The sequence below is a fragment of the Streptococcus lactarius genome (assembly GCF_016642265.1).
Taxonomy (GTDB): Bacteria; Bacillota; Bacilli; order Lactobacillales; family Streptococcaceae; genus Streptococcus; species Streptococcus lactarius.
The window spans coordinates 5,713-23,716 of record NZ_MRXX01000002.1 but is presented as its reverse complement, the minus strand read 5'-3'; the positions used below and the strand labels follow the sequence as shown (position 1 = coordinate 23,716).

Genomic DNA, 18,004 nt, shown 5'->3' with positions numbered 1-18,004 from the left:
CTCTTTACCTCCTTACTAACAACTAACAATTGTACAATGTTAAGAATAAATGATAATCATATATCACGCGCAATACATTTAGTATAAAGACAAACTGTTACAAAAACAAGAGGTTGAGTGAAATTGGCACAGTTTGACCAAAAATGTGACAGGAAAGGAAAAATACCATGGAATATCAAACACGACAATGGCTGGAGGAAGCCTTGTTCGATTTATTAGCAACTAAGAAGTCTCTCCAAAATATCAGCATTGCTGAACTCAGCGAGCATGCTCAAATTGCTAGACGGACGTTTTATCGTTATTACCATTCAAAAGAGGAAGTTCTTACGAATTATTTAGACCGCTTAATCCTAGACTATATTAGCAAACTTCAAACAGAAAAGCTGACTAATTTTGAAGATTTAGTGAACCTTTTCTTTCATTATTGGAGCCAGTACACTGAGCCATTAAAAATTTTGCAAGACGCAAACTTGCTCGTGCTTATCTTGCAAAGGTCTTATGATAAGCTTTCTGCTGCTTATACCACTGTCATGGCACCTTGGCATGTTACAAACAGTAATCAAAGACAAATCACCTATGATAGTAGATTCATAGGTGGCGGTCTCTACAATATTTTTGATGAATGGTTAAAAGGAGATTGTCAGGAAATGCCTGTTAACGAGCTAGTCACTACAGCCTTAAACACCATAAAACGTATGAAGGATAGTTAAGTGAGAAACTGTTTTTTCAAGATTAGTTACGAACAATTCTCACAAATCGTTTTAATGATTTCTAAAACTAAAACGCTTATTATTTTAGACATACAAAAAGAGAAGACCGCTTGTATCTTCTCTTTTTGTTAGCAATAAATCATTCATCATAGTTGAGAATGAGCTAATTTTTAAATACCCATTAATGTCTAAAATGTCTTACCCCTGTAAAGATCATGGTTAAACCATGTTTATCAGCCGCTTCGATAGACTCTTGGTCACGGACGGATCCACCTGGCTGGATGATAGCCTTGATACCTGCTTTAGCGATTTCTTCCACGTTATCTGCAAATGGGAAGAAGGCATCTGAAGCAAGAACAGCGCCATCAAGACGGTCTTTAGCTTGATCAATGGCGATGCGGACGGAAGCCACACGGTTAGTTTGACCAGGACCAACACCAAGTGTCATGTGGTCGTTGGTCACGATGATTCCGTTTGACTTGACATACTTGATAGCCTTCCAAGCAAATTCAAGAGCTGTCGCTTCTGTCTCAGTTGGTTGGCGTTTGGTCACCACTTGCCAGTCAGCTGGGCTTTCTTTGACCACGTCTTGGTTTTGAACGAGGAGACCACCAACAACACCAGTGTATTCTGCTTCCACTTCGCTCGCATCTTGAGCATCGAATGGCAATTCAAGGATGCGCAAGTTTTTCTTCTTAGTTGTCAAGATTTCAAGCGCTTCGTCCGTATAGCTTGGTGCAATGATGATTTCAAGGAAAACACCGTGCATTTTCGTAGCTGTCGCAGCGTCCACTTCACGGTTGAGAACAACGATACCACCGAAAATGGATACTGGATCAGACTCATAAGCGTAGTCCCAAGCTGTTTCGATATCGTCAGCTTGACCAATCCCACATGGATTCATGTGTTTCAAAGCCACAACGGTTGGACGGTCTTTGAAATCACGGATGATCCGGATCGCAGCATCAGCGTCACGGATATTGTTAAATGACAATTCCTTACCGTTTAGCTGTTTAGTAGATGCAATAGAGTATTCCGTTGGAAGAGCTTTTTGATAGAAGTCTGCGTCTTGTTGAGGGTTTTCACCATAACGCATGGGTTGCTTGAGGTCATAAGTCAAAGTGAGTTTTTCAGGTTTTTCTTCACCCACTTGAGCTGTGAAGTATGCCGCAATCAAGGCATCATAAGCAGCTGTATGACGGAATACTTTTGCTGCCAAACGTTGACGAGTTTCATAAGTGGTTTCACCATTTGCTGCCAATTCGTCAAGAACAACAGTATAGTCAGCAGGGTCTACAACAACTGTTACGCTAGCGTGGTTTTTTGCTGCTGAACGAAGCATAGATGGCCCACCAATATCGATGTTTTCAACCGCATCAGCGTAAGTCACGTCTGGTTTAAGGATGGTTTCCTTGAATGGGTAAAGGTTGACCACCACAAGATCGATCAGTTCGATCTGATTATCCTTAGCCGCTTGAAGGTGGCTATCGAGGTCACGACGAGCGAGGAGACCACCGTGGATATTTGGGTGGAGAGTCTTCACACGACCGTCCATCATTTCTGGAAAACCAGTCACATCATCAATTGCAATGGTATCAACACCAGCATTGTCAAGGGCAACTTTGGTCCCACCTGTTGAGATGATGTCCCAACCAAGTTTTTTAAGTTCTTGGGCAAATTCAACAATGCCCGCTTTGTCTGAGACTGAAATAAGTGCTCGTTTAGTCATTTTTTCTCCTTATGTTATACTTTATCTTCTGCTGGATCAACTTCAGCCCAGTGTTTACTATTTCTTTTACACTCCAATGCTGGAACCCTCTCAGTCACAATACGCTTCTCATTCCCATTTGAGTCTATTATTCTATCCCACGCAATAGGTTTATTGTAATATTTCATTTTCCCATTACAGATTGGACAGGCAGCAACTTCAACTTTCTCTATACTCAACCTATTTCCAATTCCACTAAGTGCATAATTAAACATCAAAGGGTATCTGGTCTCTTTACTTGTAATAGATCGTAAATAAAAAATAATAATCGTCAACAAGAAAATTCCTAAAAAGATGAACACAAAATTTTCATTAATTCCCTTAAATTGTCCCGTCTTTGAATTTCTAAACCAATTTATTAATGGTTCAATGCTCTTGAAAATTGTAAAAGCACTGGCTAATGAACTGAGTATTCCACTTAAACTTAGAACAGACTTAGTTAAAGGGGTCTTCCAAATTACCTTCGCTTCATACTTAGCAACTGGTCTTTCTTCACCATTTTTTTGAATATGAACATCTCTACCAGCAACATATATATCTCCACCAGCAGTATTTCCTACACCAATATTAGTGCCACCATTAAAACTATCTTTATTTGTCATTTTTATTCCTCTTCTATCTATCTTTTACTTCCTCTCCACACCCAAACTCTCCAACACTTCTGGATAGAGCTTGTACTCCGCTTCGTGGATGCGAGTTTCGAAAGTCTCAAGGGCGTCACCTTCAAGACGAGGAACACGGACTTGTTTGATAACCTTACCAGTGTCCACACCAGAATCCACCCAGTGAATGGTCACACCAGACTGGTCAACACCAGCGTTCCAAGCATCCTCAATACCATGAGCACCTGGAAATTCTGGAAGATAGGCAGGATGGATATTGATGATACGACCTTCATAAGCTGCAAGCAAGGTTGGGCCAACGATTTTCATATAACCTGCCAAACAAACCAAGTCAATCTGGTGTTCATCCAAGAGTTTGACGATAGCTTCTTCATAAGCCGTTTTATTGTCAAATTCCTTGAGTTCAAAGACATAGCTAGCCACACCTAGGTTTTTGGCACGTTCTAAGACATAGGCATCCCGGTGATCTGAAAAGACAAATTCTACTGGAAATTGTTCTGCAATCACCTGAAAGTTTGAGCCGTTGCCAGAGGCAAATACAGCAATCTTCATATTCGATACAAAGGGACGTTTCGGCTAGCCGAACAGTTTCGTAGAAAAATAGGAAATCATTGCTGGGTGCTTGCACACAAAATGATTTCTCTTTTTTCCTAGAAAATGAGTCCCGTGTTCAGTTAGGCATACTAACTAAACACTCCTTTCTACAATTTCTCCGTACAAAATGGTGATAGCACCATTATTTAATCACCACACTTGCATCTGTCTTCTTCACAATTCGACCGATTTCATAAACCGGTTCGTCAAGAAGTTCTTTGACACGTTCCACATTTTCTGGTTTAACCGCAAGCATGAGACCAATCCCCATGTTGAAGATTTCAAACATTTCTTCATGTTTGATTTGGCCATATTTTTCAAGGGCTTTGAAAATTGGAAGAACAGGGACTTTGCTTTCGTCAATTTCAGCAGCCAAGTCATCTGCGAACATACGTGGTACATTTTCAATGAAACCACCACCTGTGATGTGGGCAATACCGTTAACCAATTCTTCTTTGATGAGTGGCAAAGCTGCTTTGACGTAGATACGGGTTGGTTCCAAAAGAACGTCTTTAAGTTTTTTGCCTTCCAATTCTGGGAGAACTTCTTCACCTGTGTAATCAGCAAAGACACGACGAACAAGTGAGTAACCATTTGAGTGGATTCCGCTTGAGGCAAGTCCAAGAATCACATCCCCTTCAGCTACTTTTGAACCGTCGATAATTTGAGATTTTTCTGCAACACCAACAGCAAACCCAGCCAAGTCATAGTCATCTTCACCATACATACCAGGCATTTCAGCAGTTTCACCACCAATGAGGGCTGCACCAGCTTGCACACATCCTTCAGCCACACCAGCAACAACTTGTTCTAGTTTAGCTGGTTCATTCTTACCAGTTGCGATATAGTCGAGAAAGTAAAGGGGTTCAGCACCTGCAGCGATGATATCGTTAACACACATAGCCACACAGTCTTGACCAATTGTATCATGCTTGTCGTACTTGATAGCCAGCATGAGTTTCGTTCCGACACCATCTGTACCTGAGATCAAAACGGGTTCTTTAACACCTGTCTTTGAAAGGTCAAACATACCACCGAAACCACCAAGAGCTCCCATGACACCCGCACGCTCTGTACGAGCCACGTGTTTTTTGATTCGTTCAACAACTTCATAACCCGCTTCAACGTCTACACCAGACTGCGCGTATGCATTTTTATTTGTCATTTTATTTCTTCCTTTTCATTTCCTATCGATAAAAACTTGTCTTTTCATCCAAACTTCTACGATATTCTTCCTCATAATCGTACAATGGGGTTGGATATTTCCCGTCAAAGTAAGCGACACAAAGACCACCGTTTGGTGCATCTGTCTCGATACCGATAGAATCAATCAAACCCTCAATAGAGAGATAGGTCAAACTATCTGCCCCAATGATTTGGCGAGTTTCTTCAACCGTATGATTGGCCGCAATCAACTCCTGACGCGTCTGAATATCAATCCCGTAAAAGCAAGGATAAGCTAAGGCTGGACTACCAATAGCAACGTGAACTTCTGTTGCCCCTGCTTCTTTCAACAATTGAACAATTCTCCGAGACGTCGTTCCACGAACAATCGAATCATCAATCATCACAACCCGTTTTCCTTTAACGACACCAGAAACGGCAGACAATTTCATCCGTACACCTTGCTCACGCAATTCCTGAGTTGGCTGGATAAAGGTCCGTTGCGTGTATTGGTTTTTAATCAAGCCCATTTCATTTGGCAGGCCAGATTCTTCCGCGAAGCCCATAGCTGCACTGAGTGAGGAATTTGGCACCCCAACCACGATATCCGCTTCATGCTTGAACTCACGCGCCAATTGTGCACCCATTCTCTTACGAGCTGTATGAACATTGACTCCATGAATATTTGAGTCAGGTCGAGCAAAATAGATGTACTCCATCGAACAAATCGCTAACTGTGTATCCGTCGTGTAGGTATCGTATTGGATGCCCTTATCATCGATAATCACCACTTCACCTGGTTTCACATCGCGCACCCACTCTGCACCAATCACTTCAAAAGCACAAGTTTCAGAAGAAACAACGACAGCTCCATTAGCCATTTTCCCAATAGAAAGTGGTCGGAAACCATTTGGGTCAAGAGCTGCAATCAACTTATCTTCAAACATCAAAAGATAGGCAAAACCACCCTTGACAAGGCTGAGAGCTTCTTTGACTTTCCCCATAAGGCTCGGATTGTGGCTACGGCGAATCAAGTGAGCTAAAATTTCGGAATCTGAGGTCGAACTAAAAATAGCTCCTCTTTGTTCCAACTCTTTTTTCAATGATGCAGCATTGGTCAAATTCCCATTATGCGCCAGTCCAAATTGCATATCGTGAAAGCGAAAGAGAAAAGGCTGGATGTTATCCACGGAAGCTTCTCCCGCAGTCGCATAACGCACATGCCCGATCGCTCCTGTACCTGTTAATTTATCCAAATTCACAGGATTTTTAAAGACTTCTGATAAGAGACCCATATCTCGATAGCGTTTCAAAGTCCCCTTGTCATTGGAGAGGATTCCTGCCCCCTCCTGACCACGGTGCTGTAGACTATGAAGACCAAAATAGGTTAATTTAGCAGCATCTGGATGACCCCAGATCCCAAAAACACCACATTCTTCATTAAGAGATTTTACTTCGTATGTCATTTATTTACCTTCTTATTTCCCAGTAAAGTATTTCACAGCTGAGGCAAAGAGGTGTTGATCTTTGCTTCCTGGGATATTTTGGAAAAGTCCTTCTTCATAACGTTCTGAGTGGCCCATCTTACCAATAATTTGACCATTCTTACTTGTGATCCCCTCGATAGCATTTACAGATCCGTTTGGATTGTATTTAGAATCCATGCTTGGTTTACCTTCGAAGTCAACATACTGTGTAAAGATTTGACCATTATCACGAAGCTCTGCAAATTCCTCAGCTGTCACGACAAACTTCCCTTCACCGTGTGATACTGGGATGGCATGGATGTCACCAACTTCTACTCCGGCAAGCCATGGTGAATTCGTGTTGGCAATCCGTGTTTCCACCATCTTCGCCACGTGTTGGTTGGCATCATTGTAGAAGAGGGTTGGACTAGTGCTGCTTGCATCTTCAAAGTTACCGTATGGAAGAAGACCTGATTTGACAAGGGCTTGGAATCCGTTACAGATACCAATAATCAAACCACCGCCTTCGATGAAGTGATCAATAGCTGCACGCACTTTTTCGTTGAGCAAGATATTCACGATGAATTTAGCTGATCCATCTGGTTCATCCGCTGCTGAGAAGCCACCTGCAAAGAAGATAATATTAGCTTTTTCGATATTGTCAACCATAGTGTCAACAGACTTGACAATTGCTTCTTCATTCAGTGTGACAAATGGTACCAAGTTGACTGTTGCACCTTCTTTTTCAAAGGCCTTAGCGGAATCGTACTCAGAGTTCGTACCCGGGAATACTGGGATGTAAACCACTGGTGTCTCAACTGTTTCTTTAGCTTTAATTACAGCATCTGATGCCACAGCAGGTACTTCTTCAAGTTCAGTCGCTTGTGCAAATTCAGTCGGATAAACCTCTTCCAATTTACCTTGGAAGGCACTGTCAAGTTTACGTCCATCTAGCGTTACACCATTGACAATGAGTGTAAAGTCAGCTACTGTTTGTCCAATCTTGGCAACACCTGAAATTTCTTCAGGCGATGTGAAGACGAATCCACCCAATTGGGCTGTCAAGCTAGTGTCAAGGTTAGCTAATTCGACATTTGCTCCGATATGGTTACCAAATGTTGCAAGGGCAAGAGCTTCAAGAACACCTCCATATTTGACAGCTGATGCAGATGTGACTTTATGATTAGCGTGGATGGCTTCAAATTGAGCAAAGTTAGACTTGATAAGATCAAAGTCAATTTCTTGTGCCAAAGCTTGACCTGGTATGTAATAGATATTTTCACCAGCAGCTTTAAATTCTGGAGAAAGGACCTTACGGCTATCTGCTGTTGTGACACCAAAAGCAACCAAGGTTGGTGGTACTGTCAATTCTTCAAAGGTACCAGACATAGAGTCCTTACCACCGATAGATGGCAAACCAAGTTGAATCTGAGCTTCGATTGATCCAAGGAGAGCAGCTACGGGTTGACCAAAACGCTCTGCTTGTTTATCCATACGCTCGAAGTATTCCTGGTAAGAGAAACGAGCCTTAGACCAGTTGGCACCAGCAGCAACCAAACGAGCAGTTGCTTCAATGACCGCATAAGCAGCACCATGATATGGAGACCATTCTGCGATATATGGGTTGAAGCCTTGCGCCATGACAGAGGCAGTTGTTGTCACGCCATGTTGAACTGGCAATTTCTGTACAGAAGCTTCAGTTGGTGTGATTTGGTAGCGACCACCAAGTGGGTGATTGACTGTTGAACGACCAACTGAGCTATCAAAGATGGTTTGTAACCCTTTTTGACTGGCATGGTTCAGGTCAGCCAGGACTTCAAGAGTATCTGCTTCAAGTGTTTCAGCAGATGTTTGACGTTCTTCTGGAAGTTTGACATCTTTGTCAACTACCTTAGCATCTACAACCACACGCACACCATTTGTGTCAAGGAAACGACGTTCCAAATCAACAATTGTTTCACCATTCCAGTACATGACAAGATTTGGTTTTTCAGTTACTGTTGCAACGACAACTGCATCAATATTTTCTTTGTTACATGCTGCAACGAAGGCATCTACATCTTCCGGACGAACTACTACAGCCATCCGTTCTTGAGACTCAGAAATGGCAATTTCTGTACCGTTCAAACCTTGGTATTTCAATGGCACTTTATCTAGATCAATTTCAAGACCATCTGCCAATTCACCGATAGCCACACAGACACCACCAGCACCAAAGTCATTTGATTTCTTGATCAGACGGGTCACTTCCCCATTACGGAAAAGACGTTGAATCTTACGTTCTTCAATAGCATTCCCTTTTTGAACCTCAGCACCAGCTGTTTCAACAGATTCAACCGTTTGAACTTTAGAAGAACCTGTCGCACCACCGACACCATCACGTCCAGTCTTACCACCGAGTAAGATAATCACATCACCTGCTTCAGGTTTTTCACGGACCACATTTTCCTTAGGAGCCGCACCAACAACGGCACCTAGCTCCATACGTTTAGCAACGAAACCTGGGTGGAAGTATTCACGAACATAAGTTGTCGCAAGACCAATTTGGTTCCCATATGAAGAATAACCATGAGCTGCTGTTTTAGAAATCACCTGTTGTGGCAATTTACCAGCACGAGTTTCTGAAATTGGAGCTGTAATATCACCAGCACCTGAGATACGCATGGCTTGGTAAACGTAGGAGCGCCCTGACAATGGGTCACGAATGGCACCACCGATACAAGTAGCCGCTCCACCAAATGGTTCGATTTCCGTTGGGTGGTTGTGAGTTTCGTTTTTGAACATGAGAAGCCATGGTTCTTTGACACCATTGACATCCACTTCAATTTCAACTGAGCAGGCATTAATTTCATCAGACACTTCCATGTCGTCCAACCGACCATTAGCACGCTCATAACGGCCAAAAATAGTCGCCATATCCATCAAGGTTTGAGGTTTTTCTGTACGTCCCAACTCATCACGCATGGCAATATACTTGTCATAAGTCGCTTGCAATTGTTTTTGGAATTTAGAAGCTGAGAAGTCGATGTTTTTCAACTCAGTCTCGAAAGTTGTGTGACGGCAGTGGTCAGACCAGTAAGTATCCAACACCTTCAACTCCGTCTCAGTTGGCACCCGTCCAATGGACTTGAAATAGTCTTGAATGAAGAGAAGGTCATCCACTTCCATGGCCAACCCTTGCTCAGCCTTATACTGTGCAAAGTCTTCTGCTGTATAAGTTTCAAAGAAATCCAAGCTTGGAATGGTCTTGTCAGACTCAGAGAAATCCTGCTTCGCAATACCAACAGTGATATCTTTGAAACGAGAATCGACTGGGTTCAAGAGATAGTTTTTGACAGCTTCCAACTCATTCGCATCAATATCTTTGTTAACCAAGTACAATTGTGCTGTGTTCACCGTCACATCATTTGAACTACCAAGCAACAGCAAAGCTTCTTGTGAAGAGGCCGCACGTTGGTCAAATTGACCAGGCAAACTTTCGATAGCAAAGAAAGCAACCTTCTCAAGATCAGCCTTAACCACAGCTTCATCCAAAACAGTATCGGTCACTTGCTCAGAGAAGATATGTTTTTCTGCACGCGCAAACAAATCCTCTGCCAAATTAAAGACATCGTAAACCTGAACAATCCGAAGATCCTTCAAGGTTTTCAACTGAAGATTATGCTGTAATTCCTTTACTAAAGAGTGAGATTTCACACGAAAATCAGCTTTTTTCTCAACGAAAATACGTTTATCCATTTTATTTCCTTTAATTATTTCTACTTAAAAACTGTATCGGAGAGGAATTCAAAAAATTACTTCAAGACTTGTAATTTTTCCAATACAACTTCATAAATATCTGTCAAGCTACCGAGATCTCGACGGAGTGAAAAGGTCTAGTAGACTTTTTCAGCCTGAGTCCTTTCACTTGAAAGACGAAGGTTTTCCGTTGCAAACAAATTACTTCAATTCCTGCAATTTTTCCAATACAACTTCATACACATCTGTCAGGCTACCCAAATCTCTACGGAAAACATCCTTGTCCATATGGTGCCCTTCCGCATCCCAAAGGCGGCAGTTATCTGGTGAAAATTCATCTGCCAAGATGATCTTGCCATCCTTATCAAAACCAAATTCCAATTTGAAGTCAATCAAACGAAGACCGATTTGTGCAAACCAATCCTTCAACAACTCATTGATACGACGTGTTTCTGCCTTAATATAAGCAATTTGTTCATCGTTGGCAACACCCAAGAATTTCACGTGTTCGTCGTTGATAAACGGATCATCCAGTTCATCATTTTTATAGTAAAATTCAACGATTGGAGTTTCCAATTCCAACCCTTCTTCAACGCCAAAACGCTTAGAGAAAGAACCCGCCGTCACGTTACGAAGGACAACCTCCAAAGGGATAATTTTCACTTTTTTATTGAGTTGTTCGGTGTCAGAAATACGTTTGATAAAGTGTGTTGCCACACCTGCAGCATTCAATTTTTCAAAAATAAGAGACGAAATCTGATTATTCAGCACACCTTTCCCCTTAATAGTCTCCTTACGAGCCCCATTTAGCATGGTTGCTTGGTCCTTATAGACCGACTTAATCACATGTTCGTCCTCAGTAGTATAGATATCCTTAGCTTTTCCAGTATAAATCAGTTGATTGCTCATGACTTTGTTCGCCTTTCGTATTTTATCACCTACATTCTATCATACACAAAGCGCATTTTCAATAAATTTCCGTACAATATAGGCAGAATCCGAATGAAAAGGACAGAAAAAAAGACCATCCAGAATAATCTCTGAACGATCCATTTTTCATTAGTGACCAGCAGTTCGTTTTTCAATATAATCTACAACATCCCCAACCGTATTGAATTCATCAATCACCTTATCTGGGATTTCCAATTGGTATTCATCTTCCAACTCGATGATAAATTCCATCAATTCAACAGAATCCGCTTGTAAATCCTTACGTAAGTCAGATTCCAAAGATACTTGAAAATCTGATCCCTTGCGGTCTTTGAGAAATTCCTCAATAGTAGCTAAAATTTCGTTTTGTTTACTCATACATTACTCCTCCTTTGATAATTCCTTCACCGATTTTCCAACAACATCTGTCTCTAACATAGTCCGAATCTGACGAATGGTGCTATAGACCGCTTTTGCATCACTTGAACCATGCGTTTTGACAACAGGTGCTTGAAGACCAAACAAGACTGCTCCTCCAACATCTGAGAAATCCAAGGTTTGCTTCAATGATTTCAGCCGGTCCTTGAGCAACAAAGCTCCTAATTTCGCCTTCCAGTTTCCAGTGGCAATCGCTTGTTTCAATTGCTTCAAGATGCCAAAAGCTGTTCCTTCCATGGTTTTCAAGACAGCGTTTCCCGTGAAACCGTCCGCTACAACGACATCAGCAACGCCATCCATCAAATCACGCGCTTCCACGTTTCCAATAAAATGAATGGACTCATCCTCAGACAGCAATTGATAAGTTTCCTTGCGCAAAGGATCTCCCTTGCTTGCTTCTGTCCCATTATTCAATAGACCCACGCGCGGTTTTTGAATTCCACGCACATTTTCAGCATAGTAAGATCCCATTACAGCATACTGATGCAAGTGCTCCGGTGTATTTTCCGCATTGGCACCTAAGTCCAGCATATCATACCCGCGACCATCAACTGTTGGAAGTGTCGACATCAATCCAGGGCGTTCCACCCCTTTGATGCGGCCAACGATAAAGAAACCAGCCGCTAACAAGGCACCTGTATTCCCCGCAGATAGCATGGCATCCACATCCCCAGTCTTCACATCCTTGGCAGCCAAAACCATCGAAGCCTGCTTCTTCCGACGAATGGCACGCGTTGGCTCATCATCTGAATCGATTTTTTCTTCTGTGTGCACAATGGACACACGTTCCGTCGCTGTCAAATAGTTCTTAATTTTTGCTTCATCGCCATACAAGACAATTTCGATATCATTAAAATCACGAATGGCTTGATTCACGCCTTCTACTAAGGCTTGAGGTGCATTGTCGCCCCCCATTGCATCTACTGCAATTTTTTTCATGTTTCACCTCCAGATGAATCTTTCATAATCGCTCCCCAATCACTCAAGGAGTCGATAAACTTTTTAGCTTTTAAATGGATCCCTACATACTCCTCATACAACTGATCCATCGCCTGACGTAGCGCTACTTTCATATCTGCTTGTATGGAAATCGTCTCTAACTCACTGAATCGTACCGCTTGAAATTGATCCAATAAATAGAGAACATTTGGATGCCAGTGGGCACGTCTCTCATCCTGATCATAATGGTCTGGGCAAAGCACTCCGCTATACCGGAAGGAATAATCAAAAGGAAGACCAACCCGATGGCAGAAACAACATTCATGCAGGTTCAAGACAACCCCAAACCGCGAAAGGATCTGAATCTCAAAAATATTGGTCAAAACCTCATAATCCAAGCCCTCTTCCATCAAAGACAAAGTCTTCTCCAAAAAAGCAAACAAGGCCGGATCCACCTGATTATCCTGAATACTGGCATCCGCAAGCGCCAAAACATAAGTCGCATAAGAAAGGGCAAAAAGATCTGCATTGATTTTTTTATAGACCTGCACATCTTGAACATCATCGATATAACTCAGCCCATCATCATTGATTTTCAGCAACATATCTGCCGTAACCAAGGGCTGCAACACAGGATTTAACCGCGATTTACCAGCATGTTTCACAAAAAACATCCGCTTGCCCGATTTCTCCGTGAAGATCTTGACCAATTTATCATCCTCACGAAATTCCCGATTATACAGCACAATGCCCCGGGTCTCAATTGACTCCAGCATGTTCTTCCATATACTCCTTCAAGCGTTTCATAGCTTCCTTGATTACTTCCATACTAGCCGCATAAGACAAGCGCACATAGCCTTCTCCATATTGACCAAAAGCAGCCCCAGGAATGAAAGCAACCGCTTTTTCACGCGCAAAATCTTGCAAGAAAGCAAAGGAATCTTGGTTGTAACCAGCTGGAATTTTAGCAAAAATATAGAAGGCTCCATCTGGCTTAATTATCTCAAACCCAAGAGCAGACATCTTTTCAATAATATAATCCCGACGTTTCACATATTCCTTCTTCATTGGTTCCGTATCATCCCGACCAGCAGTCAAGGCCTCAATCGCAGCATACTGGTTCATGGTTCCAGCAGCAGTAACCAAATACTGATGACTCTTGATCAATTGCGCTGTTAATACAGCAGGTGCAAAGATAAAGCCAAGCCGCCAACCCGTCATAGCATGAGATTTGGACAAGCCATTGATGACAATGGTCTGCTCAGGAATAAATTCTGCCATAGAAACATGCGCTTTTCCTGTATAAGTCAACTCTGAGTATACTTCATCACAGACAACAAACACTTCATATTTTTTCAAAACCGCAGCCAATTCTGCCACCTGTTCGCGCGAATAAGTGACCCCTGTTGGATTGGCTGGATAATTGAGAACAACTGCCTTCAGCTTATCTCCTTGCTCCACAATAGCTTTTTCCAACTTTTCAGGCGTCAATATAAATTGATCCGCCGTCGTATCAATTTCAACAACATCCGCCCCAACCAGATTCACAATAGGCTCATAACCCGGATAAGCCGGTGCAGGAAGAAGCACCACATCCCCAGGTTCCAAGATTGCTGTTAAGGTTGCGGATAAAGCTTCTGTCGCCCCAATCGTGACCAAAATCTCATCCTCCGGACGATAGTGAAGACCATATTTATCAGCCACAAATTGACTCGCAGCCTCACGCAAAGCCTGCAAACCACTCATCCCTGTATAATGGCTAAAATTCGCATCAATCGCAGCTTTCCCCGCCTCTTTGACATGTTCTGGAGTCGTAAAATCCGGTTCCCCCAACGTCAAACGCAAGACCCCAGGAATCGAAGAAATCGATTGGTCAAACTGACGAATCAAAGAAACTTCAATTCGATTGAGATTTTTATTAAACCGTTTCGTTAAATCCATAATCCACCTCCAAAAACAATTATATTCATTATACTATAAATAGAACCCCATCGCAAAAGAACAGGTAAACAAAAAGCCCCAACTTCAGATTTTCCCATGCAATAGATCAAATTTTACGAATTATATAAGTGAGAACTACTAAAGGAGAACACTTATGCCCACTCAACTCAGACACCCAGATCTATCCCCAACCATGGACTTAATTGCCAAAAAGATCTTCCACAAACAACACCTAACAGCCGATTTCATCCGAAGCGTCCTTAATATTCCCGTTGTTTCCGTTGAAATACTCGATGGCACCCAGATTCAATTAGCCGAATATGACCATCCAAATTTCTATACAGCCGTAGATGTTTGCGCTAAACTTGAAGACGGTACACAAGTGATCATTGAAGTTCAAGTTACTAAACAGCGCTCATTTTTCAATCGTATGCTTGCCTATTTAGCCAATCAAATTACTGATAACTTAAAACGTTTAAAAACCGATCAAAATAAGACCCACACCCTCTACTCCAAGATGGATCCTGTGTACTGTATCGCGATTCTTGAAAAAGAACACTTTAATGATGATCGAGCCTTTCATACCCTCTCTCTTTATGATGAGGAGACCTTAACTCCCGTCTATTCAGATTTTCACGGAAGTTCTCAGCGACCACCAATGAAATTTGCATTCCTAGAACTGAACAAGTATAATAAAGATAGGATTACAGAATACCACTTACAAAAATGGTTTGAATTTTTCTCAAACAAACCCTTTGATATCGAGATAGATCCCGTGATCAAAGAAGCAGAAGGATTACTAGACCAAACCCAATGGACAAAGGAGGAAAAAAGAATGTTTGATCAAGAACGTAGAAACCGCGACCTCTACGAAGGAGCCATTGCTCAAGCCACTTACGACGGGCAACAATTGGGGATTAAACAGGGAATTCAAAAATCTAAAATGGAGATGGCAAAAGCTATGTTAAAAGACAAACTAGATATTCCCTTTATCGCCAAGTACACTGGCTTAACGACGGATGAAGTCCTCTCACTCCAATAAAGTTATCCAATATAGGAGGGGGAAAAGAATGTTTGATCAAGAACGTAGAAACCGCGACCTCTACGAAGGAGCCATTGCTCAAGCCACTTACGACGGGCAACAATTGGGGATTCAAAAATCTAAAACAGAGATAGCAAAAGCTATGTTAAAAGACAAGCTGGATATTCCCTTCATCGTCAAATACACTGGGTTAACCCAACAAGAACTCCAACAACTTGCCCAAACTACTCACATATAACAAAAAGGCCTAGCACTGCTAAGCCTTTATTGTTTATTGTTGACCACGTGTAGCAACATACTTCAATTGATCTGCATGTTTCGCAACAAAATCCTTCATTTCTGAATCAGGAATTTGACGGAGGTAGAGGTTGGAACGAATCGTTTCATCCTCTTCACGACAAGTAGACAATACCAAGTATTTATCAGATGCTTTGATCTTGATGTTTGGATTCTTCGTACGTGCTGACTCATAGATATTCTTCAACTGAGTTGTGAAATCTTTATCATCTGTAAAGCTTGTACGGTAGAAAGCAGTATCCTCAGGTACGATAACAAGTCCCAATGCTTCATAGTAGTATTTGCGTTCTGGTGTTTCAATCACAACATATGGATGTTGATCAAAATATTCTTGTGTATCGTAGTAGTTCACATCATTAAACATCCGGTGATCACCAACTTTACTACCACGAGCATGCCCAAACAGCCAAGTCAAACGGTCACTAAAGTTCTTTTTATTATCCATATCCATAAAGACTGTTCCCAAATATGGTTGGTAACCACCATCAAACGTCTTATTCAAATAAGTTTCATTATCTGTAGTTTGCACCACTGGCTCATCCAACTGAGTACCGGGAGCATAGACGTAGGCAATTGCTTCAGGGTTAACCGATGTCAATTGAGCAAAACGATTTTTTAGGTAATCTTTTTCTTCTTGACTTGGCTCGTATTTAGCTACTTGCTTCGTTGCACTAGTTCCACCTGCCTTTTTAGCTGAATTAGATGATTTTCCACCTGCAAATGGATTAAAGAATAGAAATCCAACAACAAGTACAACAGCCGCAACAAGAGCAGCAATCATAATACCTGATGTTTTTGAACTTTTATTATCCACTCTTTTCATTGTATTGATCTCCTCTTGATCATTTTTTCTAAAAAATATCACTGAGCCCAAGGACCCAGTGATATTTATTTCGAGCTAATTAATTATAAAATTATTTAACTGCACTTGTTTTTGGAAGAGCTTTACCAGCTTGAGCTGATGCTGCTTTACCATTTTTAGAAGCTTTAGCTCCGTTTTCAGTTTTAGCTGCTTCAGCTTTAGCGTTTGCGTTTGCATTAGCTGCATCAGCAGAACCACCATGGTTAAGAGCTTTATCTTCTGCATCGCGCATTTCTTTTGTTTTGTTGTCTTGTTTGCCATCTGGGTCGTTCCAGTATTTACCTTCAGCAATAGCTGCGTTACGGTATTGTTCTTGAAGGTTAGCTACATATTTGTTGCGCACAACATTACGTGCTTCAGCACGAGCTGCATCAAGTTTAGCAACATATTCACCATAAAGGTGACCTGAACCGTATGCTTCAAGAGCTTGTTTTGCTGCTACAACTTCTGGAGCATTTTCAGCTTCAGCATTGATTTCAGCTTCGTGTGCTGCTACTTGTGTATTTGCTTCGTCAGCGATGTCACGTTCAGAAACATAGTGTTTTTGAATCAATGCATTTGAGCTGTATGAATTATCTGATGCAAATGCTGGTGCTGCTGCTGCAAATACTGCAAGAGCTGCTACTGATGATAATAAAACTTTTTTCATTGTTTTATCTCCTTTTTTCTTTTTAAAAAATAATTCGTCACTTCGTGACTATGATTAGTATACTAGGATATGTTGCCCCTGTCAAGAGTTTTCTTTAATTTTTTTTAAAAATTTTGCAATGATCCAACTAAAAATTCGATGAATAATTAAAAAAATTCTCGAAATGTTAAATTGATTAACAAATCAAAAAGTAATCTATCATTCATATATTTGGTAAAACCTACTTATGAAATATGTCAAATATTTTTGCCCTGTTGTAAAATGAAGTGCAACAAAAAAGACATATTCATCTGATGTACTAGAGTTGCGAAAAACAGTATAATGGAAGATGAACATGTCCACTAATTATTCTACACAAATCAATAATACAAATGCTTATCTGAAACTGGATTGTGTATCGGATGACTTTCTGAGAGAATTTACAGAAGCAACGAGAGAGAAACCAAGGGTGCATGGCGTGGATACCTTTGTTCATACCTATAGACTCCAACATGTAGATGCAGTTGTTCCTTCAACCAAGTCATAGATAAAGTCAAAATCAACCTCTTTATCCACTTGTCGAAGAAAGTGATCCTCCGGGACCAATTCGTCTATCGTATAGAAGCCAAATTGGCGACGATTATAATCTGGTTTTTCTTTGTGAAACATAGGGAACACCTCACAACTCTTCTTACCTCTATTATACGACTTTAAACAAAGAAAAGCCCTTAGAAACTTATGGTCTAAGGACTTTGTCTTCAATCTGAGGAGAAAACTAATTAGTTTTCTCCTTTTATTAATTTATTAAAAGTTAACTAGAATAGATAAATAGCTTAGATTATTTATTAAATCCTGCACCAAAGC

At 41.3% G+C, this 18,004-nt stretch carries 17 protein-coding genes and 1 pseudogene; 4 read left to right on the top strand and 14 right to left on the bottom strand.

What is annotated here, in order from left to right; genetic code table 11:
* The first annotated feature begins 167 nt into the window (after window positions 1-167).
* Window positions 168-710 (top strand): TetR/AcrR family transcriptional regulator, encoded by a 543-nt coding sequence (locus tag BTU61_RS01790; RefSeq protein ID WP_200772092.1) that lies wholly within the window; start codon window positions 168-170, stop codon window positions 708-710.
* Window positions 711-891: 181 nt separating this feature from the next.
* On the opposite strand, the gene purH is transcribed toward BTU61_RS01790, so the two are convergent.
* The 11 genes from purH to BTU61_RS01735 all read right to left on the bottom strand — a co-directional run bounded on the left by purH (window position 892) and on the right by BTU61_RS01735 (window position 14,311).
* Window positions 892-2,439: a bifunctional phosphoribosylaminoimidazolecarboxamide formyltransferase/IMP cyclohydrolase gene (gene purH, locus BTU61_RS01785; RefSeq protein WP_200772091.1), complete on the bottom strand. Its 1,548-nt coding sequence runs from the start codon at window positions 2,437-2,439 to the stop codon at window positions 892-894.
* A gap of 14 nt (window positions 2,440-2,453) precedes the next feature.
* Window positions 2,454-3,080: a hypothetical protein gene (locus tag BTU61_RS01780; protein ID WP_200772090.1), complete on the bottom strand. Its 627-nt coding sequence runs from the start codon at window positions 3,078-3,080 to the stop codon at window positions 2,454-2,456.
* Between the two features lie 24 nt (window positions 3,081-3,104).
* On the bottom strand, window positions 3,105-3,653 hold the full coding sequence (gene purN / locus BTU61_RS01775) for a phosphoribosylglycinamide formyltransferase (RefSeq protein WP_200772089.1): 549 nt from the start codon (window positions 3,651-3,653) through the stop codon (window positions 3,105-3,107).
* Window positions 3,654-3,837: 184 nt separating this feature from the next.
* Window positions 3,838-4,860, bottom strand: a complete 1,023-nt coding sequence (gene purM / locus BTU61_RS01770; RefSeq protein ID WP_045762506.1) for a phosphoribosylformylglycinamidine cyclo-ligase — start codon at window positions 4,858-4,860, stop codon at window positions 3,838-3,840.
* A gap of 22 nt (window positions 4,861-4,882) precedes the next feature.
* On the bottom strand, window positions 4,883-6,325 hold the full coding sequence (gene purF, locus BTU61_RS01765) for an amidophosphoribosyltransferase (protein WP_200772088.1): 1,443 nt from the start codon (window positions 6,323-6,325) through the stop codon (window positions 4,883-4,885).
* A 12-nt stretch (window positions 6,326-6,337) separates the two neighbouring features.
* Window positions 6,338-10,063, bottom strand: a complete 3,726-nt coding sequence (locus BTU61_RS01760; protein ID WP_200772087.1) for a phosphoribosylformylglycinamidine synthase — start codon at window positions 10,061-10,063, stop codon at window positions 6,338-6,340.
* Between the two features lie 201 nt (window positions 10,064-10,264).
* On the bottom strand, window positions 10,265-10,972 hold the full coding sequence (gene purC, locus BTU61_RS01755) for a phosphoribosylaminoimidazolesuccinocarboxamide synthase (protein ID WP_200772086.1): 708 nt from the start codon (window positions 10,970-10,972) through the stop codon (window positions 10,265-10,267).
* 150 nt (window positions 10,973-11,122) lie between these two features.
* On the bottom strand, window positions 11,123-11,371 hold the full coding sequence (locus BTU61_RS01750) for a phosphopantetheine-binding protein (protein ID WP_200772085.1): 249 nt from the start codon (window positions 11,369-11,371) through the stop codon (window positions 11,123-11,125).
* Between the two features lie 3 nt (window positions 11,372-11,374).
* Window positions 11,375-12,370 carry a phosphate acyltransferase PlsX gene (gene plsX / locus BTU61_RS01745; protein ID WP_200772084.1) on the bottom strand — a complete coding sequence of 332 codons (996 nt, stop codon included), beginning with the start codon at window positions 12,368-12,370 and terminating at the stop codon, window positions 11,375-11,377.
* Window positions 12,367-13,146: a DNA repair protein RecO gene (gene recO / locus BTU61_RS01740; protein WP_200772083.1), complete on the bottom strand. Its 780-nt coding sequence runs from the start codon at window positions 13,144-13,146 to the stop codon at window positions 12,367-12,369. The genes plsX and recO overlap by 4 nt, the downstream gene beginning before the upstream one ends.
* Window positions 13,130-14,311, bottom strand: a complete 1,182-nt coding sequence (locus tag BTU61_RS01735) for a pyridoxal phosphate-dependent aminotransferase (RefSeq protein WP_200772082.1) — start codon at window positions 14,309-14,311, stop codon at window positions 13,130-13,132. Before BTU61_RS01735 ends, recO begins: the two co-directional genes overlap by 17 nt.
* A 154-nt stretch (window positions 14,312-14,465) precedes the next feature.
* Between BTU61_RS01735 and BTU61_RS01730 the strand changes: the two genes are divergently transcribed.
* Together BTU61_RS01730 and BTU61_RS01725 are read left to right on the top strand one after the other, a co-directional pair.
* Window positions 14,466-15,353: an Rpn family recombination-promoting nuclease/putative transposase gene (locus tag BTU61_RS01730; RefSeq protein ID WP_200772081.1), complete on the top strand. Its 888-nt coding sequence runs from the start codon at window positions 14,466-14,468 to the stop codon at window positions 15,351-15,353.
* A 28-nt stretch (window positions 15,354-15,381) separates the two neighbouring features.
* Entirely contained in the window at window positions 15,382-15,591 is a 210-nt protein-coding gene (locus BTU61_RS01725; protein ID WP_200772080.1) for a hypothetical protein, read from the top strand.
* A gap of 33 nt (window positions 15,592-15,624) precedes the next feature.
* On the opposite strand, the gene srtB is transcribed toward BTU61_RS01725, so the two are convergent.
* Together srtB and abpA are read right to left on the bottom strand one after the other, a co-directional pair.
* Window positions 15,625-16,473, bottom strand: coding sequence for a class B sortase, LPKTxAVK-specific (gene srtB, locus BTU61_RS01720; protein WP_200772079.1), 849 nt, complete (start codon window positions 16,471-16,473; stop codon window positions 15,625-15,627).
* 91 nt (window positions 16,474-16,564) lie between these two features.
* Entirely contained in the window at window positions 16,565-17,161 is a 597-nt protein-coding gene (gene abpA / locus BTU61_RS01715) for an amylase-binding adhesin AbpA (protein ID WP_200772078.1), read from the bottom strand.
* Window positions 17,162-17,537: 376 nt separating this feature from the next.
* Here abpA and BTU61_RS01710 point away from each other — a divergent pair.
* Window positions 17,538-17,684: pseudogene (locus BTU61_RS01710) on the top strand (IS30 family transposase); the annotation flags it as partial.
* Here BTU61_RS01710 and BTU61_RS01705 read toward each other — a convergent pair.
* Window positions 17,639-17,809: a hypothetical protein gene (locus BTU61_RS01705; protein ID WP_420853811.1), complete on the bottom strand. Its 171-nt coding sequence runs from the start codon at window positions 17,807-17,809 to the stop codon at window positions 17,639-17,641. The pseudogene BTU61_RS01710 and the gene BTU61_RS01705 sit on opposite strands and share 46 nt — an antisense overlap.
* Window positions 17,810-18,004: the final 195 nt, after the last annotated feature.

Coding starts and splice junctions, on each gene's coding strand:
- BTU61_RS01790 (WP_200772092.1), top strand. CDS start 168: ATGGAATATCAAACACGACAATGGCTGGAGGAAGCCTTGTTCGATTTA.
- purH (WP_200772091.1), bottom strand. CDS start 2,439: ATGACTAAACGAGCACTTATTTCAGTCTCAGACAAAGCGGGCATTGTT.
- BTU61_RS01780 (WP_200772090.1), bottom strand. CDS start 3,080: ATGACAAATAAAGATAGTTTTAATGGTGGCACTAATATTGGTGTAGGA.
- purN (WP_200772089.1), bottom strand. CDS start 3,653: ATGAAGATTGCTGTATTTGCCTCTGGCAACGGCTCAAACTTTCAGGTG.
- purM (WP_045762506.1), bottom strand. CDS start 4,860: ATGACAAATAAAAATGCATACGCGCAGTCTGGTGTAGACGTTGAAGCG.
- purF (WP_200772088.1), bottom strand. CDS start 6,325: ATGACATACGAAGTAAAATCTCTTAATGAAGAATGTGGTGTTTTTGGG.
- BTU61_RS01760 (WP_200772087.1), bottom strand. CDS start 10,063: ATGGATAAACGTATTTTCGTTGAGAAAAAAGCTGATTTTCGTGTGAAA.
- purC (WP_200772086.1), bottom strand. CDS start 10,972: ATGAGCAATCAACTGATTTATACTGGAAAAGCTAAGGATATCTATACT.
- BTU61_RS01750 (WP_200772085.1), bottom strand. CDS start 11,371: ATGAGTAAACAAAACGAAATTTTAGCTACTATTGAGGAATTTCTCAAA.
- plsX (WP_200772084.1), bottom strand. CDS start 12,370: ATGAAAAAAATTGCAGTAGATGCAATGGGGGGCGACAATGCACCTCAA.
- recO (WP_200772083.1), bottom strand. CDS start 13,146: ATGCTGGAGTCAATTGAGACCCGGGGCATTGTGCTGTATAATCGGGAA.
- BTU61_RS01735 (WP_200772082.1), bottom strand. CDS start 14,311: ATGGATTTAACGAAACGGTTTAATAAAAATCTCAATCGAATTGAAGTT.
- BTU61_RS01730 (WP_200772081.1), top strand. CDS start 14,466: ATGCCCACTCAACTCAGACACCCAGATCTATCCCCAACCATGGACTTA.
- BTU61_RS01725 (WP_200772080.1), top strand. CDS start 15,382: ATGTTTGATCAAGAACGTAGAAACCGCGACCTCTACGAAGGAGCCATT.
- srtB (WP_200772079.1), bottom strand. CDS start 16,473: ATGAAAAGAGTGGATAATAAAAGTTCAAAAACATCAGGTATTATGATT.
- abpA (WP_200772078.1), bottom strand. CDS start 17,161: ATGAAAAAAGTTTTATTATCATCAGTAGCAGCTCTTGCAGTATTTGCA.
- BTU61_RS01705 (WP_420853811.1), bottom strand. CDS start 17,809: ATGTTTCACAAAGAAAAACCAGATTATAATCGTCGCCAATTTGGCTTC.